Genomic DNA, 25,633 nt, shown 5'->3' with positions numbered 1-25,633 from the left:
CAGAAAAGGTCAGGCAGAAACGTAGCGGGCCGGTCCGCGCTTTCACGCGGCACGGCGACCCTTCAGACCAGCGACTTAAGGCGATAGATCCAGTCGAGCGCCTGACGCGGCGTCAGCGTATCCGGGTCCAGCGCCTCCAGGGCTTCTACCGCCGGTGAGGTCTCTTCAACCAGCAGCGGCAGCTGAGAACCATCGACCGTCGATGAGGCGGAGTGACTGGAGACGGTCTCCAGCTCTTTCAGCTTGCTGCGCGCGCGCCTGATGACCTCTTTGGGCACCCCCGCCAGCGCTGCCACGGCCAGACCATAGCTCTTGCTGGCGGCCCCCTCCTGCACGCTGTGCATAAAGGCGATGGTGTCACCGTGCTCCACCGCGTCCAGGTGAACGTTGACCACGCCCTCCATTTTCTCCGGCAGGGTGGTCAGCTCGAAGTAATGGGTCGCGAACAGCGTCATCGCCTTGATGCGGTTGGCCAGGTTTTCGGCACAGGCCCAGGCCAGCGATAAGCCGTCGTAGGTGGAGGTACCGCGTCCAATCTCATCCATCAGCACCAGACTGTTTTCGGTGGCGTTGTGCAGGATATTGGCGGTTTCGGTCATCTCCACCATAAAGGTCGAGCGTCCGGAAGCGAGATCGTCAGCGGCACCGACGCGGGTGAAAATGCGATCCAGCGGGCCAATCAGCGTCTCATCGGCGGGAACAAAACTGCCAATCCACGCCATTAGCGCAATCAGCGCCGCCTGACGCATATAGGTACTTTTACCACCCATGTTCGGACCGGTAATGATCAGCATTCTGCGCTGAGGGGCCAGGGAAAGCGGGTTCGCAATAAACGGCTCTTTCAGCACCTGCTCGACTACCGGATGACGACCGCCGCTGATTTTGATCCCGGCTTTATCCTGCAACACCGGCCGGCAGTAGTTCAGCGTCCAGGCGCGCTCGGCCAGATTGCTCAGCACATCCAGCTCTGCCAGCGCCGCGGCACTCAGCTGCAACGCTTCAAGATGCGGCAGCAGCTGATCGAACAGCGCCTCATAGAGGCTTTTTTCCAGCGACAGCGCTTTCCCCTTCGAGGTCAGTACCTTGTCTTCGTACTCCTTCAGCTCCGGGATGATGTAGCGTTCCGCATTTTTCAGCGTCTGACGACGGACATAGTGCATCGGCACCTGATGGCTCTGCGCGCGGCTCACCTGGATGAAGTAGCCGTGTACGCCGTTAAAGCCAACCTTGAGGGTATCCAGTCCCAGCTTCTCGCGTTCGCGAATCTCCAGCCTGTCGAGATAGTCCGTTGCACCATCGGCCAGCGCACGCCACTCATCCAGCTCGGCGTTGTAACCGGGGGCAATCACGCCGCCGTCGCGGATCAGCACCGGCGGGGAGTCGATGATCGCCTGCTCCAGCAGCTCACGCAGCGCGGCGAACTCGCCCATCTGGGTGCGCAGCTTCTGCAGCTGTGGCGCTTCAACATCGGCCAGCAGCTGGTTAAGCTCCGGCAGCTGCTGAAAAGCGTGCCGCATGCGGGCCAGATCGCGCGGGCGGGCGGTACGCAGCGCCAGGCGGGCCAGGATTCGTTCCAGATCGCCGACCTGACGCAACACCGGCTGAAGCACCTCACTGAGAGGCTGCAGTTCTGCAATCGACTCCTGACGCTGGGTGATCGTGCGCACGTCGCGCAGCGGCATATGCAGCCAGCGTTTGAGCATCCGGCTTCCCATCGGGGTGACCGTTTTGTCCAGCACGGCCGCCAGGGTGTTGTCGGTGCCGCCTGCCAGGTTCTGGGTGATCTCCAGATTACGGCGGGTGGCCGCATCCATAATGATGCTGTCCTGCTGCCGTTCCATGCTCAGCGAGCGGATGTGTGGCAGGGTAGTGCGCTGGGTATCTTTGGCATACTGCAGCAGACAGCCCGCCGCACTCAGTCCGAGCTGCGCATTCTCCACGCCAAACCCGTTAAGGTCACGGGTGCCGAACTGCAGATTGAGCTGCTGCCGGGCGGTGTCGATCTCAAACTCCCACAGCGGACGGCGGCGCAGGCCACGACGCTGATCGATCAGTGACATCGCCTGGAAATCTTCAGGGTAGAGCAGCTCGGCCGGGTTGGTGCGCTGCAGCTCTGCCGCCATAGTTTCGGCATCGGCAGGTTCGCTGAGGCGAAAACGGCCCGAGCTGATATCGAGCGTGGCGTAGCCAAATCCCCGCGGACTTTGCACAATCGCCGCCAGCAGGTTGTCGTGCCGCTCCTGTAACAGCGCCTCATCGCTGATGGTTCCCGGCGTAACGATACGCACCACTTTGCGCTCAACCGGACCTTTGCTCAGCGCCGGGTCACCGATCTGCTCGCAGATCGCCACGGATTCGCCCAGCTGCACCAGCTTAGCCAGATACCCCTCAACCGCATGATAGGGCACACCGGCCATCGGGATCGGTTCGCCTGCCGACGCGCCGCGTTTGGTCAGCGAAATCTCCAGCAGCTGTGAGGCACGTTTCGCGTCGTCATAAAACAGCTCGTAGAAGTCACCCATACGGTAAAACAGCAGAATGTCAGGGTGCTCGGCCTTGAGGCGCAGGTACTGCTGCATCATGGGCGTGTGAGAAGGAAAGTCCTTTTCGGTTGGCTCTTGCATAAGGTTTTAACTCATCTTTGATGCGGTAAATTTCTGGCGGTCAACGCCCATGAAACCGAAAGGGATTCCAGGCGCGCAGGATAATCAGATGATAACGAATAGGGCAGGGCATATGCCAGCCTGATGCGCAGACCGTGAACCTGACCGGACAGGAGGCATCCTGGCAAATGGCAGGGTGGCTGGCGACAGAAAAGTGTCACTTTTGCACTCTCTGATGTTCTGTTGCGAGGCGGCTCGCGATTTCTGACAGGATAGCGCACCGGGGGATTGCCGATCAGGCGGCTGCGCGCGGAGCGTGCGGTTCACCGGCAGGGTCGCGCGGATTAAAGGAAATCAGTCCGCCGTGCCCGCCTGAAAAAGAGACACAGGTCAAAGAAGCGGCACGCACATCTGCACCCGGCGGACAAAAGTGCTTGAATCAACGGGTTATATTTTCAGCGCGCAAAATTTACCCGGTGAAGTCCGGTCAGCATCACGCCGTCATAGCGGCGACCGGGAGAGTTTGCCGGGATGATGACGTCGCGCTCAGGATGGAACGGAAAGTCTGAATAAAGGCTTTAATGACCTTAATTATCAGGAGGATAAATGTCACTGACCCGTCGGCATTTCTTACACTCAGGCGCGGCGCTGGCTTTCGCTGCGACGTTTCCCGCTTTCGCAAACGTGCCTTACAGTTCGGGCGAGAAAAAACCTCAGCTGATTCCACCGCCAGGCAGCGTCGATTGCCATATGCATCTGTACGACAGCCGCTGTCCTGCCGTGCCTGGCACAAAACTGATGAACCCGGCGAACGCCTCACTGGAAGACTATCGGAAGCTTCAGCAGAGACTGGGCATCAACCGGATGGTGATTGTCACGCCCTCCCGCTACGGAACCGATAACAGCGTCCTGCTGAATGGCCTGGCGGCGAGCGGGGGAAATGCGCGCGGTGTGGTGGTGCTGGATTCGTCGGTCACCGATGATGAACTGCAGAAGCTGCATCAGGCGGGCGTCAGGGGGATCCGGTTCAATCTGCGTTACAGCGCGGTTAACCTCGATGATATGGAGAAGCTAGCAGCACGCGTGAATCCCCTGAGCTGGCATATTCAGGTGGTGACCTCTGGTAAACACTTAACCGAACTGGAAAGCCGGCTGCAAAAACTCCCGACCCCGGTGGTGATCGATCATATGGGGCACGTGCCGCAGCCGGAAGGCATTACGTCGCCGGTGTTGGCCACGCTGCAGCGGATGCTGGATGGCGGGAAAAGCTGGATAAAACTCTCCGGGGTTTATATCGACTCCTTAACCGGCGCGCCGGGCTATAACGATGTGATGCCGGTGGCCCGGAAACTGGTGCAGATTAACCCGGAACGGCTGCTGTGGGGCAGCGACTGGCCGCATCCGACCGAACCGGACAGCCATAAGCCGGACGATGCGGTGTTACTCGATCTGATGCAGGTCTGGGCGCCGGAGAGCCGGGATCAGCAGAGAATACTGCGTGATAACCCCGTTAAGCTCTATGACTTCTGACGCAGCATTTACAGGCAGCCAGGTCAGTTCAGCCCGTGCTGCAGCGCCCAGACCGCGGCTTCCAGCCGGGATTTAAGGTTCATCTTCTTCAGCAGATATTTGACGTGGACCTTAACGGTGCTTTCGCTGATGGTCAGCTTACGGGCGATCGCTTTGTTGGTCATCCCGTCGCTGATCAGCTGCAGGATTTCGCGTTCGCGTCGGGTCAGCTGCGTGATGTCACGCGGCCGGGCAGGCCGGGCGTCGCGCAGCCGGGTGACCAGTATCGGCGTTAACGCCTCGCTCAGCACGATCTGACCGGCTGCCGCCTGATGCAGGGCTTTCAGCAGCGCTTCCGGCTCCATATCTTTCAGCAGGTAGCCATCGGCGCCCCGCTGCAGTGCACTGACGACATCCTCTTCCTCATCCGACACGCTGAACACCACCACCCGCCCGGAGAGGGGGGCTTCGCGCAGTCGGGTCAGGGTATCCAGCCCATTCAGTCCCGGCATATTCAGATCCAGCAGGATCAGGTCAGGATCGTGCTGCTGCGCCAGCGCCACGCCCTGCGCACCGTTTCCCGCCTCGGCAACCACCTGCAGTCTCTCATCCAGCGCGATTAGCTGCTTCAGCCCGTTGCGCAGCATGGGGTGGTCGTCGATCAATAAAAGCGTAAATGTCTCTGCCGTCACCATGACTCCTGTTCCTGTCGCCGCTGCCCGTCCGGATCGGGCGTGGGCCTATCTTACCGGTGAGGCGGGGGCGCTATATACCCCCAAAGGACTACTCCTTTATTTCCATTTTTACCTCTTCCCGGCACGCCATTTTCAGTGCAGCCGATTAACCCTATGATTTGCAATGACTCTCTGCTGCCTCTCCGCTACTTATCCCGGCTGAGACAGGATGACCACGCCCGGATAACCTGCATTGCCGTTGATTTGTATCAAGCAAGCGGGCAGGGCGGATACGCAGGATATGCCCCATTATTCTTCTGCTGATGAGAGAGTCATGACCCAATCTGCCCCTTTGCAAACCCCGACGCGCGGCGCACCGATCCAGGAGTGGCAACCGGAAAATGCGGCCTTCTGGCAGGCGCGGGGTAAACGCATCGCCAGCCGCAACCTCTGGATCTCTGTCTTCTGTCTGCTGTTGAGCTTCTGCGTCTGGATGCTGTTCAGCACCGTCGCGGTTAACCTGAATAAGGTCGGCTTCCGCTTCAGCACCGAACAGCTCTTTCTGCTGACCGCGCTGCCGTCGGTCTCCGGCGCGCTGTTGCGTGTGCCTTACTCATTTGTAATTCCCGTCTTTGGCGGACGCCGCTGGACCGCCTTCAGCACCGGCATCCTGATCGTCCCCTGCCTGTGGCTCGGTTTTGCAGTGAGGGACAGCCAGACCTCCTTCGCCACCTTTATGGCGATCGCTCTGCTGTGCGGTTTCGGGGGAGCGAACTTCGCCTCCAGCATGGGCAATATCAGCTTCTTCTTTCCCAAAGCCCGTCAGGGCGGCGCGCTGGGCATCAATGGCGGCCTGGGGAATCTCGGCGTCAGCGTTATGCAGTTTGTTGCCCCGCTGGCGATCTCCTGCGCCATTTTTGGTTTTGCCGATGGGGGGCAAGTCACCGCGAGCGGCGATAGCCTCTGGCTGGAAAATGCGGCCTGGATCTGGGTGCCGTTTCTGGCCATCGGCACGCTGGCCGCCTGGCTGGGGATGAACGATCTGGCGGCAGCGAAATCCTCGCTGCGCGAACAGCTGCCGGTGCTGAAACGTCCGCACCTCTGGATCATGGCGCTGCTCTATCTGGCGACCTTCGGCTCCTTTATCGGCTTTTCGGCCGGTTTCGCCATGCTGACAAAGACGCAGTTTCCCGGCGTGGTGATTATGCACTACGCCTTTTTTGGCCCGCTGATTGGCGCACTGGCGCGCTCAGCAGGCGGCATGATCTCGGATCGCTTCGGCGGAACCCGCGTCACCCTGATCAACTACGTGCTGATGGCGCTGTTTGCTGCACTGCTGTTCCTCACGCTGCCGGGAGCCGGACATCAGGGATCGTTCATCGCCTTCTTCGCCTTGTTTATGGGCCTGTTCCTCACTTCCGGCCTCGGCAGCGGTTCCACCTACCAGATGATTGCCGTGATCTTCCGCCGGCTGACGCTGGAACGCATCAAAGCCGAAGGCGGTGACGAGGCGCTGGCACAGCGGGAAGCCGCCACAGAAACCTCCGCGGCGCTTGGCTTTATCTCCGCTATCGGCGCGCTGGGCGGCTTCTTTATTCCGCAGACCTTTGGCCTCTCGCTTGCCATGACCGGCTCTCCGGCCGGGGCGATGAAAATCTTTCTGGTTTTCTACCTCTGCTGTATCGCCGTCACCTGGCGGGTCTACGGACGAAAAGCGCGCGCCGGATAACGACAACGCCGGTGTGGCGCACCGGCACCCACTTTATTTTCTGCAGCAGCACGCATGCAGAGTGAGCAATGTGACACCAGGCCTTCAGGAGCCTTCCGGATGAGCAAATTTCTCGATCGATTTCGCTATTTCAAACAGCTGGCTGAGCCCTTTTCCGGCCAGCATGGTCAGACGCTGAACAGCAACCGTGACTGGGAAGATGGCTACCGCAGTCGCTGGCAGCACGATAAAGTCGTGCGCTCCACCCACGGCGTTAACTGCACCGGCTCGTGCAGCTGGAAAATCTACGTCAAAAACGGGCTGGTCACCTGGGAGACCCAGCAGACTGACTACCCCCGCACCCGTCCCGATCTGCCGAACCATGAACCGCGCGGCTGTCCACGCGGTGCCAGCTACTCCTGGTATCTCTACAGCGCCAACCGCCTGAAATATCCGCTGATGCGTAAGACGCTGATCCAGCTCTGGCGCGAGGCGAAGGCGCAGCATAGCGATCCGGTGGAGGCCTGGGCCTCCATCATCCGCGATCCGCAAAAAGCGCGCAGCTATAAACAGGCGCGCGGACGCGGCGGGTTTGTGCGATCCAGCTGGCAGGAGGTGAATGAGCTGATTGCCGCCGCGAATATCTGCACGGCCAAAACCTACGGCCCTGATCGCGTGGTCGGCTTCTCGCCGATTCCGGCCATGTCGATGGTCTCCTATGCCGCCGGGGCGCGTTACCTGTCGTTAATTGGCGGCACCTGCCTGAGCTTCTATGACTGGTATTGTGACCTGCCACCGGCCTCACCGATGACCTGGGGCGAGCAGACCGACGTGCCGGAATCCGCCGACTGGTATAACGCTTCCTACATCATCGCCTGGGGCTCAAACGTGCCACAGACCCGCACCCCGGATGCGCACTTCTTTACCGAAGTCCGCTACAAGGGGACGAAAACCGTGGCGATCACCCCGGACTATGCCGAAGTCGCGAAGCTGTGCGACCAGTGGCTGAGTCCGAAGCAGGGCACCGACAGCGCGATGGCGCTGGCGATGGGCCACGTGATGCTGAAAGAGTTTCACCTCGACCGTGATGTCCCCTATTTCCGCGACTATGTGCGCCGCTACACCGACATGCCGATGCTGGTACTGCTGGAGCCGCGCGAAGGCGGATTTTATGCCGCGGGTCGCCAGCTGCGCGCCAGCGATCTGGTCGATGGGCTGGGTCAGAAAAACAACCCGGAATGGAAAACGGTGGCGCTGGATCAGACCACCGGCGATCTGGTGGCCCCTCAGGGCGCGATCGGCTTCCGCTGGGGTGAAAAAGGGAAATGGAATCTGGAGCAGCGCGATGGCCTGTCGCAAAAAGAGGTGGAGCTGCAGCTGAGTCTGCTCGGCAGTCACGATGAGGTGGTCGAGGTCGGTTTCCCTTACTTCGGCGGCATCACCAGCGACCATTTTAACAGCGTCGCGCTGGATGAGATCCTGCTGCATAAGCTGCCCGTCAGACTCCTGACGCTGGCAGATGGCAGCGAAGCCCGGGTCGCCAGCGTCTACGATCTGACCCTGGCGAACTACGGGCTGGATCGCGGTCTGGGCGATGCTCACTGCGCGCAAAACTATAATGAGATCAAAGCCTACAGTCCCGCCTGGGCGGAGCAGATCACCGGCGTCTCCCGGCAGAACATCATCCGCCTCGCGCGCGAGTTTGCCGGGAACGCGGAGAAAACCCACGGACGTTCAATGATCATTGTCGGTGCCGGTATGAACCACTGGTATCACATGGACATGAACTACCGGGGACTGATTAACCTGCTGATTTTCTGCGGCTGCGTCGGTCAGAGCGGCGGAGGCTGGGCGCATTACGTCGGTCAGGAGAAACTCCGTCCGCAGACCGGCTGGGCTCCGCTGGCCTTTGGCCTCGACTGGCAGCGTCCGCCACGCCAGATGAACAGCACCTCTTTCTTTTACAACCACTCCAGCCAGTGGCGCTATGAAACCCTGGCGACCGAAGAACTGCTCTCCCCGCTGGCCGATAAAAGCCGCTTCGGCGGCAGCCTGATCGACCTTAACGTCCGCTCCGAACGCATGGGCTGGCTGCCTTCCGCGCCGCAGCTTAACGTCAACCCGCTGCACATCGCCGCCCGGGCCAGCGCCGCCGGGCAGTCGGTAATTGACTATACCGTGGCGAGCCTGAAGCAGGGCACCCTGCGCTTTGCCGCTGAACAGCCGGACGATCCGCAGAACTTTCCGCGTAACCTGTTTGTCTGGCGCTCTAACCTGCTTGGCTCGTCAGGGAAAGGGCATGAGTACATGCTGAAGTATCTGCTCGGCACCGAAAACGGCATTCAGGGAAAAGATTTAGGCCAGCAGGGACGCGTGAAGCCGGAGGAGGTCGAATGGCAGGCGCAGGGCGCCGAAGGAAAACTGGATCTGGTGGTGACCCTCGATTTCCGTATGTCGAGCACCTGCCTTTACTCCGACGTGGTGCTGCCGACCGCCACCTGGTATGAAAAAGACGACATGAATACGTCGGATATGCATCCGTTTATTCATCCGCTTTCGGCGGCGGTCGACCCCGCCTGGGAGTCAAAAAGTGACTGGGAGATCTACAAAGGCATCGCCAAAGCCTTCTCCGACCTCTGCCCCGGTCATTTAGGCGTTGAAACGGATGTGGTGACGCTGCCGGTGCTGCACGACTCGCCCGCCGAACTGGCGCAGCCGTTTGAAGCCAGAGAGTGGAAAAAAGGGGAGTGCGATCTTATCCCCGGTAAAACGGCACCGCACATCATGGTGGTGGAGCGTGACTATCCGGCGACCTGGGCGCGCTTTACCACGCTGGGGCCACTGCTGGAGGCGCAGGGCAACGGCGGCAAAGGGATTAGCTGGAACACCTGCAAAGAGGTCGATCTCCTGAAGCAGCTGAACTATGTCAAAGCGGATGGCCCGGCTGCGGGACGGCCCAATATCGACACGGCCATTGATGCGGCCGAGGTGATTCTGGCGCTGGCGCCGGAAACCAACGGTCAGGTGGCGGTCAAAGCCTGGCAGGCGCTGGGCGCGATTACCGGTCGTGACCACACGCACCTGGCGCTGAACAAAGAAGATGAGAAGATCCGCTTCCGCGATATCCAGGCGCAGCCGCGCAAAATTATCTCCAGCCCGACCTGGTCAGGTCTGGAAGATGAGCATGTCTCCTACAACGCCTGCTACACCAACGTTCATGAACTGATCCCGTGGCGTACCCTGAGTGGCCGTCAGCAGCTCTATCAGGACCATGAGTGGATGCGCGCCTTCGGCGAAAGCCTGATCGTCTACCGTCCGCCGATTGACACCCGGGCAGCGAAGCCGTTGCTCAACAGTAAACCCAACGGCAACCCGGAGAAGGCGCTGAATTTCCTGACGCCGCATCAGAAGTGGGGCATTCACTCCACCTACAGCGACAACCTGCTGATGCTGACCCTGTCGCGCGGCGGCCCGATTGTCTGGATGAGTGAAGAGGATGCCCGCGAACTGGGCATTGCGGATAACGACTGGATCGAGGCGTTCAACGCCAACGGTGCCCTGACCGCCCGTGCGGTGGTGAGCCAGCGCATCCCGGCCGGTATGACCATGATGTATCACGCTCAGGAACGCATCGTGAATATCCCCGGTTCGGAGATCACCCGCCAGCGCGGCGGGATCCACAACTCCGTGACCCGGGCCTGCCCGAAACCGACCCATATGATCGGCGGCTACGCCCAGCTCTCCTGGGGCTTTAACTACTACGGCACCGTCGGGTCGAACCGCGATGAGTTCGTGGTGGTGAGAAAAATGAATAACGTTGACTGGTTAGACGGGGAAGGCCACGACGCCTGCCAGGGCGGCCAGCAGGAGGTGAAACCATGAAAATTCGCTCACAGGTCGGCATGGTGCTGAACCTCGACAAATGTATCGGCTGCCACACCTGCTCGGTGACCTGCAAAAACGTCTGGACCAGCCGCGAGGGGATGGAATACGCCTGGTTTAACAACGTCGAGAGCAAGCCCGGCGTCGGCTATCCGCACGCCTGGGAAGATCAGCAGAAGTGGAAGGGGGGCTGGATCCGGAAGATCAACGGCAGGCTGGAGCCGCGCATGGGCAGCCGCGTCGGGCTGCTGTCGAAGATCTTTGCTAACCCGGACGTGCCCGCGCTGGATGATTACTACGAGCCGTTCGATTTCGACTACCAGCATCTGCACAATGCACCCGCCGGAAAACAGCAGCCGATCGCCCGCCCGCGCTCGCTGATCACCGGTCAGCGGATGAAAAAGATCGAGAATGGCCCGAACTGGGAGGAGATCCTTGGCGGCGAGTTTGCGAAGCGCTCGCAGGATAAGAACTTCGATAACATCCAGAAGGCGATCTATGGCCAGTTTGAGCACACCTTCATGATGTACCTGCCGCGCCTCTGTGAGCACTGCCTTAATCCGGCCTGCGTGGCAACCTGTCCCAGCGGCGCCATCTACAAGCGCGGCGAAGATGGCATCGTACTGATCGATCAGGATAAATGCCGCGGCTGGCGCATGTGCCTCACCGGCTGTCCCTACAAGAAGATCTACTTCAACTGGAAAAGCGGCAAATCTGAGAAGTGCATCTTCTGTTATCCGCGCATTGAATCGGGCCAGCCGACCGTCTGTTCGGAAACCTGTGTCGGCCGGATCCGCTATCTCGGCGTGCTGCTCTATGACGCTGATCGCATTGAACAGGCGGCGTCAGCGGAAAACGAAAAAGATCTCTACCAGCGTCAGCTGGATATCTTCCTCGATCCGCACGATCCGGCAGTGATCGCCCAGGCGCTGAAAGATGGCGTGGCGCAGAGCGTGATCGACGCAGCGCAGCGTTCGCCGGTCTACAAAATGGCGATGGAGTGGAAGCTGGCGCTGCCGCTGCATCCGGAATACCGCACGCTGCCGATGGTCTGGTATGTGCCGCCGCTGTCACCGATTCAGTCGGCGGTGGATGGTGGCGCACTGGCTCACACCGGCGTGCTGCCGGATGTGGAGAGCCTGCGGATTCCGGTTGAGTATCTGGCCAACCTGCTGACCGCAGGCGACACCGCGCCGGTGCTGCGGGCACTGAAACGGATGCTGGCGATGCGCCACTACAAACGCGCTGAGAGCGTGGAGGGGCAGCGCGATAGCCGGGCGCTGGAACAGGTCGGCCTGACCGAAGCGCAGGCGCAGGAGATGTACCGCTATCTGGCGATCGCCAACTACGAAGATCGTTTTGTGGTGCCTTCCAGCCATCGTGAGCTGGCGCGTGAAGCCTTCCCGGAAAGTAAAGGCTGCGGCTTTAGCTTTGGCGATGGCTGCCACGGCAGCGACAGCCGGTTCAATCTGTTTAACAGCCGTCGCATTGATGCCATCAACATCGCCAGTCAAACCCGCCGCCAGGAGGATGCCTCATGATGACGTTACGGATGCTGTCACGGCTGCTGGATTACCCGGACGAGGCGCTGTTTGCTCATCACTCTGAGCTGATCGCGGCGCTGGACGCGGCAGATGAACTTGATCTGCCGCAGCGGGCAGGGCTGGGGCAGTTTATTCAGCAGCTCTGTGCGCGGCCACTGCTGGATGCGCAGGCGGACTACTGCGCCCTGTTTGATCGCGGCCGCGCCACCTCGCTGCTGCTGTTTGAGCATGTGCATGGCGAATCCCGCGATCGCGGTCAGGCAATGGTCGATCTGCTGGCGCACTACCGGGCCGCCGGTCTGGAGCTGGACAGCAGAGAGCTGCCCGATTATCTGCCGCTCTATCTGGAGTATCTCGCCTGTCAAAGTGACGAGGCGGCGCGCCAGGGACTGGAGGATATCGTGCCGATTCTGGCTCTGCTGGCGGCGCGTCTGGAAGCGCGCCAGAGTCCCTATGCCGACCTTTTCACGCTGTTACTGACGCTGGCGGGCAGCGCGGCTGACCCGGCCACCCTCCGGCCGCAGGTGGCGAAGGAAGCGCGTGACGACACCCCGGCGGCGCTGGATGCGGTCTGGGAAGAGGAGCAGATTAAATTTCTCGGCGAGCAGGGCTGTGTCTCAGCGCAGCAGGCGATGCATCAGCGTCGCTTCGCCGATGCGGTCGCGCCGCACTATCTGGATATTGCCGCGGCGACGGCACGCCGCACAGGAGAATCAGCATGAATGTTCTGAACACTTTCTTCTTCGATATTTACCCCTATCTTGCCGGAACGGTTTTTCTGGTGGGGAGCTGGCTGCGCTATGACTACGGGCAGTACAGCTGGCGGGCCGGTTCCAGTCAGATGCTGGATAAAAAGGGGATGCGGCTCGCCTCTAACCTGTTCCACATCGGCATTATCGGCATCTTCTTCGGGCATTTCGTCGGGATGCTGACGCCGCACTGGGTGTATGAGTCGTTTCTGCCGATCGACGTGAAGCAGAAGCTGGCGATGGTGGCGGGTGGCCTGTTCGGGGCGATGACGCTGGCCGGGGGAGCGCTGCTGCTGAAGCGTCGTCTGACCCATCCGCGGGTGCGGGCGACCAGCAGCGTCGGCGATATTCTGATCCTGACCCTGCTGGTGGTGCAGGCCACGCTGGGCCTGCTGACCATTCCCTTCTCTGCTCAGCATATGGATGGCAGTGAAATGATGAAGCTGGTGGGCTGGGCACAGGCGGTGGTGACTTTCCACGGCGGTGCTTCACAGCATCTGGCCGGGGTGGCAGTGATCTACCGCGTCCATATGGTGCTGGGGATGACCCTGTTCCTGCTGTTCCCCTTCTGCCGGCTGGTGCATATCTGGAGCGCACCGGTTGAGTACCTGACCCGGCGCTATCAGCTGGTCAGAAACCGTCGCTGAATGCTGAGCCGCCGCGGGGGCAGGGCAGCCCTGCGGCGGTTTTCACCGGCGGCAGCCTTGACGTTTTTTTAAGATTTTGCCCTGTATGTCGCTGCGCTGAACGTCTACTATTACCGCATCTGATTTTACCCCCTCGTTTATGGATAACCGATGCGTCTCAAGCTAGCCCTCCTTGCCCTTATTCCGCTTCTGGCCTCCTGCAGCAGCAAACCTGACGTTCCCTCCCGGCAGAAGATGCTGGCTGCGCCGCAGGGCGGTTTTTTACTGCAGCCGTCGCATAACGGATCGGGCATGTCTGGCGATTTTGCCGGCAATCCGGCCGCCGAGAAATTTATCGATAAGATGGTGAAAGAGCATGACTTTGATCGTCAGCAACTGCACGACATTATCGGTCAGGCAAAACGGCTGGATTATGTGCTGCGGCTGATGGATCGTCAGGCCCCGAGCTATACGCCCGCGCCGGGTCCTAACGGGGCCTGGATCCGCTATCGCAACAAATTCATTACGCCGGATAACGTGCAAAACGGGGTAGCGTTCTGGAACCAGTATCAGGATGCGCTGCAGCGCGCGCAGCAGGTTTACGGCGTGCCGCCGGAAATTATTGTCGGCATCATCGGCGTGGAAACCCGCTGGGGGCGCGTCATGGGGAAAACGCGCATTCTGGATGCGCTGGCGACCCTGTCGTTCAACTATCCACGCCGTGCTGAGTACTTCAGCAGCGAGCTGGAAACCTTCCTGCTGATGTCGCGTAAAGAGCAGGATGACCCGCTGGCGCTGAAAGGCTCTTTCGCCGGCGCGATGGGCTATGGTCAGTTTATGCCCTCTTCTTATCAGGAGTATGCGGTTGATTTCAACGGCGACGGTCATGCCAATCTTTGGGATCCGGTGGATGCGATCGGCAGCGTGGCGCACTACTTCCAGAAACATGGCTGGCGCAGCGGTGAAAATGTTGCCGTTCCGGCCAGCGGTCAGGCACCGATGCTGGATGATGGCTTCAAAACCCGCTACAGCGTGAGCATGCTGGCGGCCTCAGGATTATCTCCTCAGGGCTCGCTGGACGGCAACGATGAGGTGAGTCTGCTGCGGCTCGATCTCGGCACCAGTTATCAGTACTGGTATGGCTTGCCCAATTTTTATGTCATCACACGCTACAACCACAGCACCCACTATGCGATGGCGGTGTGGCAGCTGGGTGAGGCGGTCGGCAAAGCGCGACAGGGTGGTCTGTTATAAAGGCTACCCTTGTTAACTGTAAGGTTATATGATGTCGGCCTTTTCAGGCCACACAGCCACAGTTATCTCTGGAGTCGTTATGTCTTTACCTGCCTGCCCAGCCTGTCACGCCGATTATACCTGGCAAGATGGTGACAACCTCAACTGCCCCTCCTGCGGTCATATCTGGACCGAAGGAGAGGGTGACAGCAGCAACGCACCCCTGGAGGTGCGTGATGCCAACGGCAATCTGCTGGCAGATGGCGACAGCGTCACGGTGATCAAAGATCTTAAGGTGAAGGGCAGCTCCTCTTCACTGAAGATCGGCACCAAAGTGAAAAGCATTCGTCTGGTTGAAGGGGACCACAACATCGATTGCAAAATCGACGGCTTTGGCCCGATGAAATTAAAATCTGAGTTTGTGAAAAAGAACTGAGATCAGGGGCGCACGGACGCGCCCGCGCTCACTCTGCCTTATCCGGTTCCGCCTTCCTCTCCCCCCTTTTTCCGCCGCCGCTAACTGTACAGTCAGTAAAACGCCGTCACGGGTCGCACTTTTTTGCCTTTCATCCGTCTCAGTAAACGAAGAGCTGATTGCTGAATGAGAGGTCAGGATGAAAGAGTGGGATCCCGTGCTGTATCGTAAATTTGAAGCGGAACGCACACGTCCGGCGCATGAGCTGCTGGCGCGTATCCGTCCGGAGCAGGTTGAGCAGGTCACCGATCTGGGATGCGGGCCGGGCAACAGCACGGAGCTGCTCGCTGATGCCTGGCCGCTGGCGCAGATTACCGGACTGGACAGTTCCGCGGCGATGTTAACGCAGGCCCGTGAACGCCTGCCACACTGCCGCTTTGTGCAGGCGGACATCCGCAGCTGGCAGGCAGAGGTCCCGCAGCAGGTCATCTACGCCAACGCTTCCCTGCAGTGGCTGGATGATCACACTGCGCTGTTCCCCCATCTGGTCAGGCAGCTGGCCCCCGGTGGTGTACTGGCGGTTCAGATGCCGGATAACCTCAATGAACCCTCGCACCAGCTGATGCGTGAGGTCGCCGCAACCTCGCGCTGGCGTTCACAGATCCGCACCGCTGATCGTGTCGCGCTGCTCTCTGCCGGCGCCTATTACGATCTGCTCACCCAGGCGGGCTGCGAGGTGGATATCTGGCGCACCACCTATTATCACGTCATGGCTGATGCGCAGGCGATTATCAGCTGGCTGCAGGCAACAGGCTTGCGCCCGTTCCTGGCGTCACTGGATGAGGCATCAAAGGCGGCGTTTCTCGCTGATTATCATCAGCAACTGCTCAGCGCCTATCCGGCCCGGGCCGACGGTCAGGTGTTGCTGGCTTTCCCGCGTCTTTTTATGGTGGCGGTGAAAAAAGGGGCGTGAGCTGGAAACTCAGCCGCAAAAACAGGGCAATAGTGCAGAGAGCCCTTGAAAAAGTGCGCTTTCTGCACCACCTTCAATCCACACCCCACGGGAGAGTCGCAATGGATGATCAGCAACTGCAGGTGCTTAGCGCGCAGATAGGTGAGAAGCTGAAGCAGCGCAACGCCACCGTCACCTGTGCGGAATCCTGCACCGGCGGATGGATTGCAAAGGTATTTACCGATATCAGTGGCAGTTCCGCCTGGTTTGAACGCGGTTTTGTGACCTACAGTAATGAGGCAAAACAGCAGCTGGTGAACGTACAGGCAGCCTCGCTGGAACGGTATGGCGCGGTCAGCGAGGCGGTGGTGCGGGAGATGGCGCAGGGTGCCCGTCAGGCCGCTCAGGCAGACTATGCCATTTCAGTCAGCGGCATCGCCGGCCCGGATGGCGGCAGTGAAGAAAAACCGGTTGGCACGGTGTGGTTTGGCCTGGCCGGCCCTGGCGATAAAGTGCTGACTTTTCAGCAGCATTTCAGCGGCGATCGTGATGCCGTACGCCGCCAGTCGGTGGCATGGGCCCTGCAGACACTGTATGGCGAATTTCTGACAAATTAAACTTGATACTGTATGACTATACAGTATAATTGTCGGCAACAGAAAGAGTGCAGGCACCCTGAGTGCGTGTTTACCCGGCTTGATTAGGAGTTGAAATGGCGATTGATGAAAACAAACAGAAGGCTTTAGCTGCCGCGCTGGGCCAGATTGAGAAACAATTTGGTAAAGGCTCCATCATGCGCTTGGGTGAAGACCGCTCAATGGATGTGGAAACCATCTCTACCGGTTCGCTGTCGCTGGATATCGCGTTAGGCGCTGGCGGTCTGCCAATGGGTCGTATCGTTGAGATCTACGGACCTGAGTCTTCCGGTAAAACGACGCTGACCCTGCAGGTCATCGCCGCGGCTCAGCGTAAAGGCAAAACCTGTGCCTTTATCGATGCCGAGCATGCGCTTGACCCGGTCTATGCCAAGAAGCTGGGCGTCGATATCGACAACCTGCTCTGCTCGCAGCCGGACACCGGTGAGCAGGCGCTGGAGATCTGTGATGCACTGGCCCGCTCTGGCGCGGTCGATGTCATCATCGTCGACTCCGTTGCGGCGCTGACGCCGAAAGCGGAAATCGAAGGTGAGATCGGTGACTCACACATGGGCCTCGCGGCACGTATGATGAGCCAGGCGATGCGTAAGCTGGCCGGTAACCTGAAGCAGTCAAACACCCTGCTGATCTTCATCAACCAGATCCGTATGAAGATTGGTGTGATGTTTGGTAACCCGGAAACCACCACCGGCGGTAACGCGCTGAAGTTCTACGCCTCTGTCCGTCTTGATATCCGCCGTATCGGTGCGATTAAAGAGGGCGATAACGTGGTCGGCAGTGAGACCCGCGTTAAAGTGGTGAAAAACAAAATCGCCGCGCCGTTTAAACAGGCTGAATTCCAGATCATGTACGGTGAAGGGATCAATACCTTCGGTGAGCTGGTTGACCTGGGCGTGAAGCACAAGCTGATTGAAAAAGCGGGTGCATGGTACAGCTACAATGGCGACAAGATTGGTCAGGGTAAATCGAATGCCAGCAACTTCCTGAAAGAGAATGCGGCTGTGGCAAACGAAATCGATCTGAAGTTACGTGAGTTACTGCTCAACGGCGCGGATGAATCACTCGAAGCAGACAAATCTGCTGAGAATGAGAACGCAGCCAGCGAAGCGAACGAAGACTTCTGATGACTAAGACGGGAGAGGCGAAGGCCTCTCCCGTTGTTTTTACTTCCCTCTGTACCTCTCCTGCCTTCCCTCTGTCCTGTTCTGTCGCCATAATCTTTCCCCTGTTTGTACAAGGTGCGCAGTATGACTGAATCTACTCAGCCCCAACCCCAATCCAATGTTGTCTCCTATTCCCGCCTGCTTGACCGCGCGATGCGTATTCTGGGCCAGCGCGATCACAGCCGTGCAGAGCTGGCGCGTAAGCTGCAGCAATCGGCGCAGCGTGCGGCATGGGCGCAGAAAAAAGAGCCTGAGATCATCACCGATGCGCTGCTGGAGCAGGTGCTGAACTGGTGTCAGGAGAACGGCTGGCTGAACGACGCGCGTTTCACTGAACGGTTTATTCAGAGCCGCAGCCGGAAAGGCTTTGGGTCCCAGCGTGTCCGTCTTGAACTGGCCCAGAAAGGCATTGACCGTGAAGCCATTGATATTGCGATGGAAGAAACGGAGGTGGACTGGGCTGCCTGTGCGGCGGAACTGGCCGAACGAAAATTCGGGCATCCGCTGCCTGTCGAGTGGAAAGAGAAAGCGAAAGTACTACGCTACCTGCAGTCAAAAGGGTTTATGAGCGAAGATATCCAGTCTGTTTTCAGAAATTTTGATGACTAAGGGCCGATGTAATTTTACTTCCCACTGAAGAAAATTTATCTTATTCCCACTTTTTGTTCCGCTGATCCGGCACCAGGAAAATGGGGTCGCACCGATCGGTGGGAACGTTCGTTAGCGTGATTCCAGGACATATATGAGCAAGAGCACTGCTGAGATCCGTCAGGCGTTTCTCGACTTTTTTCATAGCAAGGGACATGAGGTTGTAACCAGCAGCTCCCTCGTACCGAATAACGATCCAACGTTGTTGTTTACTAACGCCGGGATGAACCAGTTTAAAGATGTGTTCCTCGGTCAGGACAAACGTGATTACACACGGGCGACCACGTCGCAGCGCTGCGTGCGCGCGGGCGGAAAACACAACGATCTTGAAAACGTCGGCTACACCGCGCGTCACCACACCTTCTTTGAAATGCTGGGTAACTTCAGCTTTGGTGACTACTTCAAGAAAGAGGCGATTGGTTTTGCCTGGGAACTGCTGACGAGCGAACAGTGGTTCGGCCTGCCAAAAGAGCGTCTGTGGGTAACGGTTTATGAAACCGATGATGAAGCCTACGCGATCTGGGAAAAAGAGATCGGTGTGCCACGCGAGCGCATTATTCGCATCGGCGATAACAAGGGCGGCGCCTACGCGTCAGATAACTTCTGGCAGATGGGTGACACCGGTCCGTGTGGTCCGTGCAGCGAGATTTTCTACGATCATGGCGATCACATCTGGGGTGGCCCGCCAGGCAGCCCGGAAGAGGATGGTGACCGTTACATCGAGATCTGGAACATCGTCTTTATGCAGTTCAACCGCCAGGCGGATGGCACCATGCTGCCGCTGCCCAAACCTTCGGTTGATACCGGGATGGGTCTGGAGCGCATTTCTGCCGTTCTGCAACACGTCAACTCTAACTACGAAATCGACCTGTTCCAGAAACTGATTCAGGCTGTGGCGCAGGTTACCGGTGCGACTGACCTCAGCAATAAATCGCTGCGCGTGATTGCCGACCACATCCGCTCCTGTGCCTTCCTGATTGCCGATGGTGTGATCCCGTCCAATGAGAGCCGCGGCTACGTGCTGCGTCGTATCATTCGTCGTGCCGTGCGTCATGGCAACATGCTGGGTGCCAAAGAGGCCTTTTTCTATAAGCTGGTTGCGCCGCTGGTTGAGGTCATGGGTGCCGCAGGCGAAGAGTTGCAGCGCCAGCAGGCTCAGGTTGAGCAGGTGCTGAAAAGCGAAGAAGAGCAGTTTGCCCGCACGCTGGAACGCGGACTGGCGCTGCTGGACGAGGAGCTGGCAAAACTGCAGGGCGATACCCTGGATGGTGAGATCGTCTTCCGTCTCTACGACACCTTTGGTTTCCCGGCGGATTTAACCGCTGACGTCTGCCGCGAACGCAATCTGAAAATCGACGAAGCGGGCTTCGAGCAGGCGATGGAGCAGCAGCGTCAGCGTGCCCGTGAAGCGAGCGGCTTCGGCGCTGACTACAGCAACGTAATCCGCATCGATGCGGCTTCCTCCTTCAAAGGCTACGACCAGCTCGATTTAGCCGCCACAGTAAAAGCACTCTATGTTGCAGGTGAGGCGGTGGATGAAGTGTCCGCAGGTCAGGATGCCGTCGTTGTGCTGGATGAAACGCCATTCTATGGCGAATCGGGTGGTCAGGTTGGCGATACCGGTCTGCTGAAAGGGAAGAATGCTGAATTTAGCGTCCAGGATACACAAAAATATGGTCAGGCAATCGGTCATGTCGGTAAGCTGACCGCCGGGCAGTTGCGTATCGGCGACCGCCTTGAGGCGCAGGTTGATGCGGCACGTCGTGCACGCATCCGTCTTAACCACTCTGCCACCCACTTATTGCACGCCGCATTACGCCAGGTTTTAGGTGAGCACGTGGGGCAGAAAGGCTCTCTGGTTAATGACAAATATCTGCGTTTCGACTTCTCGCATTTTGAAGCGATGAAACCTCAGGAGATTCGTCAGGTCGAAGATATCGTCAATGCACAGATTCGTCGCAACCTGCCGGTGGAAACCGAGGTGATGGATCTTGATGCGGCGAAGTCTAAAGGGGCGATGGCCCTGTTCGGCGAAAAGTATGATCAGCGTGTTCGCGTGCTGACCATGGGTGACTTCTCTGTCGAACTGTGTGGGGGAACCCACGCGGCACGCACTGGCGATATCGGTCTGTTCCGCATTCAGGCTGAATCAGGCACCGCTGCCGGCATCCGTCGTATCGAGGCGATTACCGGTGAAAGTGCGCTGGCTCAGGTCAACGCGCAGAGCAGCCAGCTGCAGGATATTGCGCAGCTGGTAAAAGCGAACAGCAGCAACCTGAACGAGAAGGTACGCGGTCTGGTTGACCACGTCCGGGCTCTGGAGAAAGAGTTGCAGCAACTGCGCGATCAGCAGGCTGCGCAGGAGAGCGCGTCACTGAGCAGCAATGCCATTGATGTCAAAGGGGCGAAGCTGCTGGTGAGCGAGCTCAGCAATGTTGACCCGAAAATGCTGCGTACCATGGTTGACGATCTCAAGAATCAGCTGGAATCGGCGATTATCGTGTTAGCGACGGTGGCGGAAGGCAAGGTATCGCTCATCGCGGGTGTGACCAAAGATCTGACCGACCGTGTTAAAGCAGGCGAGTTGATTGCCGGTCTGGCGCAGCAGGTAGGCGGGAAGGGCGGTGGTCGTCCGGATATGGCTCAGGCGGGTGGTAACGATGCTGAGGCGCTGAAAGGCGCGCTGGCAGGGGTTGAGAGCTGGGTTAGCAGCCGCCTGTAATGAAATAAAACAAAGCATGGTCAGAAGCGTCAGAACCCCGGTTCCGGCGCTTTTTAATACGATGCTAAAGCAGCAAATGACAAAGTCAGGTTGATGTAGTGTATTTCGGCTAAACTAACTATCAGCAGAATGTATTGGCGCATCGATGTGCATTGGTGTATTCCTCATAGTCAATGCGCAGCGTTAAATGATGGATAATGCCGGGAGCCTGTACAAGCCCGACTCTTTTAATCTTTCAAGGAGCAAAGAATGCTTATTCTAACTCGTCGAGTTGGTGAAACCCTCATGATCGGTGATGAGGTAACGGTAACGGTGCTGGGTGTTAAGGGTAACCAGGTTCGTATAGGGGTTAACGCGCCGAAAGAAGTGTCTGTGCATCGCGAAGAGATCTATCAACGCATCCAGGCTGAAAAAACGCAACAGACCAGCGTTTAACGGATTCAGCGTCTCGCACCTGTGCGAGGCGCTACCGCTTTCTGCAAAAAATCCCACCCTTTGTTCTCTCCCGCTGTTCTCCGTTTTGTTAACGTCCTCCTCTTTCATTGTTGATAATTCACTCTTTTTGCCGCCATTTTGTTCCAATTGTGTGTGATTTGCTCAATCAAACAAAGTTTCGGAAAAATTGTTTGACTTAAAAGTCCGGGAAAGTAATATGTGCGCCACGCAGTGCCGATGAGCAGAAACAAGTTCAGAAGCACGGTTCGAAAGAAAGCGTAAGGTGAGGTGGCCGAGAGGCTGAAGGCGCTCCCCTGCTAAGGGAGTATACGGTCAAAAGCTGTATCGAGGGTTCGAATCCCTCCCTCACCGCCATTTTCGATGCATCCATAGCTCAGCTGGATAGAGTACTCGGCTACGAACCGAGCGGTCGGAGGTTCGAATCCTCCTGGATGCACCATCGAAAATAAAGAAATAAAGCGAATTAGCAATTCCTTTCATGGTGAGTAGTCAGCACCCTGCGTTGTACAAGAATCAGATTTATGCATCCATAGCTCAGCTGGATAGAGTACTCGGCTACGAACCGAGCGGTCGGAGGTTCGAATCCTCCTGGATGCACCATTCTTTGTAACATCCTCAGGTTGATTTCTGAACGTCCATAAAAAAACGCAACACCCCAATGCATCCATAGCTCAGCTGGATAGAGTACTCGGCTACGAACCGAGCGGTCGGAGGTTCGAATCCTCCTGGATGCACCATATTCTTCAATATGGTGATTGCCTCAGTATGTCATGACGTAGTTAGCGTTCAGGCCGCACTAAGGAGGATAACGTTGCATCAGCAACGGCCCGCAGGGCGAAGCGCAAGCTGAGTAATCCTCCTGGATGCACCATTCTTTGTAACATCCTCAGGTTAGTTTCTGAACGTCCATAAAAAACGCAATACCCTCAATGCATCCATAGCTCAGCTGGATAGAGTACTCGGCTACGAACCGAGCGGTCGGAGGTTCGAATCCTCCTGGATGCACCATATTCTCAGATATTGTCAGCGCCTCAGTGTGCCATGACGTAATTTGCGTTCAGGCCGCATTCTCGCTCTTCTCTTTTTCTCTGGCTCCATCCACGCGGCTTTTCAGCCTCATCTGCGTAACAGATTCATCATTTCATCTTAATCAACGCCCAGCCACACCTGTCCTGCATAACCCGCTGCAGTTTGCCCCTCATGCAGGTGCGCCGCCGCCCCGGCACCAGACGATTGTTAAAAAATTGCTGAAAATTCGTACTGTTATCGCTGGTCGCGCACGATCACCTTTATCTGAAAAGAAAAATTGTTAATGCTTTCAAAGCATTTGCTGTTCATCCCCCCTGGCGACAACCTGTCCACATTAGGCTAAAGTAATGTCTCATTTGATGAATGTCCGGAGTGACAATGTACGATCACTATGACGCCCTGATTTTCGATATGGACGGCACGATCCTGGATACAGAGCCGACACATCGAAAAGCGTGGCGTCAGGTACTGGCGCACTACGGATTAACGCTGGATGAAGCATGTATTATCGACTTCAATGGCGCACCCGCCTGGCGGCTTGCGCAGTTCATCATTGACACCAATCAGTCGTCTCTCGATCCCCATCTTCTTGCCGCAGAGAAAACCGCTGCCGTGAAAGCGATGCTGCTGGACAACGTCAGGCCGCTGCCTTTACTGGAAGTGGCTAAAGCGTACCACGGACGTCGTCCGATGGCGGTGGGCACCGGAAGCGAGCACAGCATGGCGGAGGCGTTACTGACGCAACTGGGCGTGCGTGAGCTGTTTTCGGCTGTGGTGGGTGCTGATGATGTGAAGCGACACAAACCCGAGCCAGAAACCTTTCTGCGCTGCGCAGCGCTGATGGGGGTGGCGCCTGAACGGTGTGTGGTTTTTGAGGATGCCGATTTTGGCATTCAGGCCGCGAAAGCGGCAGGGATGGATGTGGTGGATGTCCGCTTACTGTGAGTGACATCCTCACCTATGCCTCCATGTTCGGCAGCAGTTTTTTGAGTGCGACGCTTCTGCCTGGAAGTTCTGAAGCACTGCTGATAGCACTATTGATAGCAAAAAAGACATCAGTTTACGGATTGCTTTTAGCCGCATCACTGGGAAACACACTGGGCGGCTTAACGAACATTTTTATTGGTCGCCTGCTGCCGTTAAAAGGTCAGGGGCGATGGCATGACACAGCAATGACGTGGTTGCACCGGCTGGGACCTGCAGCGCTGCTCTTCAGCTGGCTACCGGTGATAGGTGACCTGCTCTGCGTTCTCGCGGGCTGGTTACGGTTCGCCTGGCTGCCAGTGATGCTGTTTCTCGCTGTCGGTAAAACACTGCGTTATATCGTTATCGCGATAGCCACATTACAGGGTATGGAATGGTGGCATTGATTCGCACAGATTCGAGGCTACGGTTAAGATTATGCTGAACAAAAATAAATTATTATCACAGCGGGGGGGAATGTGATCCCGGACGTCTCTAAAGCGCTCTCCTGGCTGGAAGCGCATCCCAATGCTCTCAAAGGCATTGGCCGTGGCATCGAGCGTGAAACACTGCGCGTACAGGCAAATGGCGACCTGGCAAAAAGCGGCCACCCGGCCTCGCTGGGGTCGGCGCTGAAGCATGACTGGATCACCACCGATTTTGCCGAAACGTTGCTGGAGTTTATTACCCCAGTGGATCACAGTATCGATCACATGCTGGCTTTCCTGCGCGATATCCATCGTCACGTTGCCCGTGAGCTGGGTGACGAGCGTATGTGGCCTTTCAGTATGCCGTGCGTGATTGACGATGCGGACAATATTGAGCTGGCACAGTATGGTCAATCCAACATTGGTCAGATGAAGACCCTCTATCGTCAGGGCCTGAAAAACCGCTACGGCGCGTTGATGCAGACCATCTCCGGCATTCACTACAACTTCTCGCTGCCGCTTTCCTTCTGGCAGGAGTGGGCGGATGTGAAAGATGTGGAGAGCGGAAAAGAGACCATCTCGGCGGGCTACCTGCGGTTGATCCGCAACTACTATCGCTTCGGCTGGGTGATCCCTTATCTGTTTGGCGCATCGCCAGCGATTAGCTCTAGCTTCCTGCAGGGCCGTGAGAGTCCGCTGCCGTTTGAAACCAACGACAAAGATACAATGTGGCTGCCTTATGCAACCTCATTGCGTCTGAGCGATCTCGGCTACACCAATAAATCGCAGAGCTCGCTGGGCATTACGTTCAACTCGCTGGAAGGCTATGTCACGGCGCTGAAGAAAGCGATCAAAACGCCGTCAGAAGAGTTTGCGGGCATGGGCACGAAAGATGCTGACGGCAACTGGCTGCAGCTCAATACCAACGTGCTGCAGATTGAGAATGAACTCTATGCGCCAATCCGGCCAAAACGGGTGACCCGTTCCGGTGAAGCGCCATCTGACGCGCTGCTGCGGGGTGGCATTGAGTACATTGAAGTCCGTTCACTGGATATCAACCCGTTCTCGGCTATCGGGGTCGATGAGAACCAGGTGCGCTTCCTCGACCTGTTCCTGATCTGGTGTACGCTGGCCGATGCGCCGGAGATGAGTGCAGAAGAGCTGCAGTGTACCCGTAAAAACTGGAACCGCGTGGTGCTGGAAGGCCGTAAACCGGATCAGAAAATTGCCGTGGGTTGTGGTGAAGCGGAACATTCGCTGGTTGAAGTGGGCAAAACCCTGTTTGCCGATCTGCGTCGGGTTGCTGAAGTGTTAGACAGCAACAATCAGGCGAGCACGGAATATCAGCAGGTTTGCGATCAACTGGTAGCATCGTTCGACGATCCTGAGCTAACCTACTCGGCGCGCATTCTTCAGGCCATGAAGGACAATGGTGTGACCGGAACCGGCGTAGCGCTGGCTGAACAGTATCGTCATCTGCTCTGCGAAGAGCCGCTGGAGGTGCTGACCGAAGAGGACTTCACGCGTCAGGCGCAGGAATCTGTCGCGGCGCAGCAGCAGCTGGAAGCGAACGATAAGCTGGATTTTGAAGCGTATCTGGCAAGCCGGGAAGGGTAGAAAAGAAAAAGGCCACATCAATGTGGCCAAATTAACATCTCTGTTGTCAGGGATGA

18 protein-coding genes, 5 tRNA genes and 1 pseudogene are annotated in these 25,633 nt (G+C 57.8%); 22 read left to right on the top strand and 2 right to left on the bottom strand.

What is annotated here, in order from left to right; genetic code table 11:
- Window positions 1-62: 62 nt before the first annotated feature.
- Window positions 63-2,624, bottom strand: a complete 2,562-nt coding sequence (gene mutS / locus S7A_RS00375) for a DNA mismatch repair protein MutS (RefSeq protein ID WP_009086921.1) — start codon at window positions 2,622-2,624, stop codon at window positions 63-65.
- Between the two features lie 585 nt (window positions 2,625-3,209).
- Here mutS and S7A_RS00370 point away from each other — a divergent pair.
- The gene (locus S7A_RS00370) at window positions 3,210-4,133 is read left to right on the top strand and encodes an amidohydrolase family protein (protein ID WP_009086919.1); all 924 of its coding nucleotides are present in this window, start codon (window positions 3,210-3,212) and stop codon (window positions 4,131-4,133) included.
- Between the two features lie 23 nt (window positions 4,134-4,156).
- On the opposite strand, the gene narL is transcribed toward S7A_RS00370, so the two are convergent.
- Complete coding sequence (narL, locus tag S7A_RS00365) at window positions 4,157-4,807, bottom strand: two-component system response regulator NarL (protein WP_009086917.1); 651 nt, start codon at window positions 4,805-4,807, stop codon at window positions 4,157-4,159.
- 313 nt (window positions 4,808-5,120) lie between these two features.
- On the opposite strand from narL, the gene S7A_RS00360 reads away from it, so the two are divergent.
- From S7A_RS00360 to gshA, 21 genes and pseudogenes are all read left to right on the top strand, one after another.
- On the top strand, window positions 5,121-6,515 hold the full coding sequence (locus S7A_RS00360) for a NarK family nitrate/nitrite MFS transporter (RefSeq protein WP_009086915.1): 1,395 nt from the start codon (window positions 5,121-5,123) through the stop codon (window positions 6,513-6,515).
- Window positions 6,516-6,614: 99 nt separating this feature from the next.
- Window positions 6,615-10,376 (top strand): nitrate reductase subunit alpha, encoded by a 3,762-nt coding sequence (locus S7A_RS00355; RefSeq protein WP_009086913.1) that lies wholly within the window; start codon window positions 6,615-6,617, stop codon window positions 10,374-10,376.
- Window positions 10,373-11,917, top strand: a complete 1,545-nt coding sequence (gene narH / locus S7A_RS00350) for a nitrate reductase subunit beta (RefSeq protein ID WP_009086911.1) — start codon at window positions 10,373-10,375, stop codon at window positions 11,915-11,917. The genes S7A_RS00355 and narH overlap by 4 nt, the downstream gene beginning before the upstream one ends.
- The gene (gene narJ / locus S7A_RS00345) at window positions 11,914-12,642 is read left to right on the top strand and encodes a nitrate reductase molybdenum cofactor assembly chaperone (RefSeq protein WP_009086909.1); all 729 of its coding nucleotides are present in this window, start codon (window positions 11,914-11,916) and stop codon (window positions 12,640-12,642) included. Before narH ends, narJ begins: the two co-directional genes overlap by 4 nt.
- Entirely contained in the window at window positions 12,639-13,316 is a 678-nt protein-coding gene (narI, locus tag S7A_RS00340; RefSeq protein ID WP_009086908.1) for a respiratory nitrate reductase subunit gamma, read from the top strand. The genes narJ and narI overlap by 4 nt, the downstream gene beginning before the upstream one ends.
- A gap of 150 nt (window positions 13,317-13,466) precedes the next feature.
- A complete protein-coding gene (gene mltB / locus S7A_RS00335; protein WP_033736026.1) occupies window positions 13,467-14,549 on the top strand; it encodes a lytic murein transglycosylase B in 1,083 nt (360 codons plus the stop codon).
- 79 nt (window positions 14,550-14,628) lie between these two features.
- Window positions 14,629-14,964 carry a zinc ribbon domain-containing protein YjdM gene (locus tag S7A_RS00330; RefSeq protein ID WP_009086905.1) on the top strand — a complete coding sequence of 112 codons (336 nt, stop codon included), beginning with the start codon at window positions 14,629-14,631 and terminating at the stop codon, window positions 14,962-14,964.
- Window positions 14,965-15,142: 178 nt separating this feature from the next.
- Window positions 15,143-15,916 carry a trans-aconitate 2-methyltransferase gene (gene tam, locus S7A_RS00325; protein WP_009086903.1) on the top strand — a complete coding sequence of 258 codons (774 nt, stop codon included), beginning with the start codon at window positions 15,143-15,145 and terminating at the stop codon, window positions 15,914-15,916.
- Window positions 15,917-16,017: 101 nt separating this feature from the next.
- Window positions 16,018-16,512 carry a nicotinamide-nucleotide amidase gene (pncC, locus tag S7A_RS00320; RefSeq protein ID WP_009086901.1) on the top strand — a complete coding sequence of 165 codons (495 nt, stop codon included), beginning with the start codon at window positions 16,018-16,020 and terminating at the stop codon, window positions 16,510-16,512.
- A 95-nt stretch (window positions 16,513-16,607) separates the two neighbouring features.
- On the top strand, window positions 16,608-17,675 hold the full coding sequence (gene recA / locus S7A_RS00315) for a recombinase RecA (RefSeq protein ID WP_009086899.1): 1,068 nt from the start codon (window positions 16,608-16,610) through the stop codon (window positions 17,673-17,675).
- Between the two features lie 123 nt (window positions 17,676-17,798).
- Entirely contained in the window at window positions 17,799-18,323 is a 525-nt protein-coding gene (locus tag S7A_RS00310) for a regulatory protein RecX (RefSeq protein ID WP_009086897.1), read from the top strand.
- A gap of 133 nt (window positions 18,324-18,456) precedes the next feature.
- Window positions 18,457-21,084 carry an alanine--tRNA ligase gene (gene alaS / locus S7A_RS00305; protein WP_009086895.1) on the top strand — a complete coding sequence of 876 codons (2,628 nt, stop codon included), beginning with the start codon at window positions 18,457-18,459 and terminating at the stop codon, window positions 21,082-21,084.
- Window positions 21,085-21,333: 249 nt separating this feature from the next.
- Window positions 21,334-21,519, top strand: coding sequence for a carbon storage regulator CsrA (gene csrA / locus S7A_RS00300; protein ID WP_008927091.1), 186 nt, complete (start codon window positions 21,334-21,336; stop codon window positions 21,517-21,519).
- A 282-nt stretch (window positions 21,520-21,801) separates the two neighbouring features.
- A tRNA-Ser gene (locus S7A_RS00295) sits at window positions 21,802-21,894 on the top strand.
- Between the two features lie 8 nt (window positions 21,895-21,902).
- A tRNA-Arg gene (locus S7A_RS00290) sits at window positions 21,903-21,979 on the top strand.
- Window positions 21,980-22,063: 84 nt separating this feature from the next.
- Window positions 22,064-22,140: transfer RNA gene (locus S7A_RS00285), tRNA-Arg, on the top strand.
- A gap of 60 nt (window positions 22,141-22,200) precedes the next feature.
- A tRNA-Arg gene (locus tag S7A_RS00280) sits at window positions 22,201-22,277 on the top strand.
- A gap of 194 nt (window positions 22,278-22,471) precedes the next feature.
- A tRNA-Arg gene (locus tag S7A_RS00275) sits at window positions 22,472-22,548 on the top strand.
- Between the two features lie 399 nt (window positions 22,549-22,947).
- Window positions 22,948-23,514 carry a fructose-1-phosphate/6-phosphogluconate phosphatase gene (yqaB, locus tag S7A_RS00270; protein WP_009086894.1) on the top strand — a complete coding sequence of 189 codons (567 nt, stop codon included), beginning with the start codon at window positions 22,948-22,950 and terminating at the stop codon, window positions 23,512-23,514.
- On the top strand, window positions 23,511-23,939 hold the full coding sequence (locus S7A_RS00265) for a YqaA family protein (protein ID WP_009086892.1): 429 nt from the start codon (window positions 23,511-23,513) through the stop codon (window positions 23,937-23,939). The genes yqaB and S7A_RS00265 overlap by 4 nt, the downstream gene beginning before the upstream one ends.
- 31 nt (window positions 23,940-23,970) lie before the next feature.
- Window positions 23,971-25,577, top strand: a pseudogene (gene gshA, locus S7A_RS00260) (glutamate--cysteine ligase).
- Window positions 25,578-25,633 lie beyond the last annotated feature (56 nt).

The organism is Pantoea sp. Sc1, assembly GCF_000255315.1.
Lineage (GTDB): Bacteria > Pseudomonadota > Gammaproteobacteria > Enterobacterales > Enterobacteriaceae > Pantoea > Pantoea anthophila.
This window is presented reverse-complemented; position numbering and strand designations above follow the sequence as displayed.

What these genes read in the sequence shown, in the direction of transcription:
- recA (WP_009086899.1), top strand. Translation starts at nt 16,608, where the DNA reads ATGGCGATTGATGAAAACAAACAGAAGGCTTTAGCTGCCGCGCTGGGC.
- narI (WP_009086908.1), top strand. Translation starts at nt 12,639, where the DNA reads ATGAATGTTCTGAACACTTTCTTCTTCGATATTTACCCCTATCTTGCC.
- csrA (WP_008927091.1), top strand. Translation starts at nt 21,334, where the DNA reads ATGCTTATTCTAACTCGTCGAGTTGGTGAAACCCTCATGATCGGTGAT.
- mutS (WP_009086921.1), bottom strand. Translation starts at nt 2,624, where the DNA reads ATGCAAGAGCCAACCGAAAAGGACTTTCCTTCTCACACGCCCATGATG.
- S7A_RS00310 (WP_009086897.1), top strand. Translation starts at nt 17,799, where the DNA reads ATGACTGAATCTACTCAGCCCCAACCCCAATCCAATGTTGTCTCCTAT.
- S7A_RS00355 (WP_009086913.1), top strand. Translation starts at nt 6,615, where the DNA reads ATGAGCAAATTTCTCGATCGATTTCGCTATTTCAAACAGCTGGCTGAG.
- yqaB (WP_009086894.1), top strand. Translation starts at nt 22,948, where the DNA reads ATGTACGATCACTATGACGCCCTGATTTTCGATATGGACGGCACGATC.
- S7A_RS00330 (WP_009086905.1), top strand. Translation starts at nt 14,629, where the DNA reads ATGTCTTTACCTGCCTGCCCAGCCTGTCACGCCGATTATACCTGGCAA.
- mltB (WP_033736026.1), top strand. Translation starts at nt 13,467, where the DNA reads ATGCGTCTCAAGCTAGCCCTCCTTGCCCTTATTCCGCTTCTGGCCTCC.
- S7A_RS00370 (WP_009086919.1), top strand. Translation starts at nt 3,210, where the DNA reads ATGTCACTGACCCGTCGGCATTTCTTACACTCAGGCGCGGCGCTGGCT.
- narH (WP_009086911.1), top strand. Translation starts at nt 10,373, where the DNA reads ATGAAAATTCGCTCACAGGTCGGCATGGTGCTGAACCTCGACAAATGT.
- tam (WP_009086903.1), top strand. Translation starts at nt 15,143, where the DNA reads ATGAAAGAGTGGGATCCCGTGCTGTATCGTAAATTTGAAGCGGAACGC.
- S7A_RS00360 (WP_009086915.1), top strand. Translation starts at nt 5,121, where the DNA reads ATGACCCAATCTGCCCCTTTGCAAACCCCGACGCGCGGCGCACCGATC.
- narJ (WP_009086909.1), top strand. Translation starts at nt 11,914, where the DNA reads ATGATGACGTTACGGATGCTGTCACGGCTGCTGGATTACCCGGACGAG.
- alaS (WP_009086895.1), top strand. Translation starts at nt 18,457, where the DNA reads ATGAGCAAGAGCACTGCTGAGATCCGTCAGGCGTTTCTCGACTTTTTT.
- pncC (WP_009086901.1), top strand. Translation starts at nt 16,018, where the DNA reads ATGGATGATCAGCAACTGCAGGTGCTTAGCGCGCAGATAGGTGAGAAG.
- narL (WP_009086917.1), bottom strand. Translation starts at nt 4,807, where the DNA reads ATGGTGACGGCAGAGACATTTACGCTTTTATTGATCGACGACCACCCC.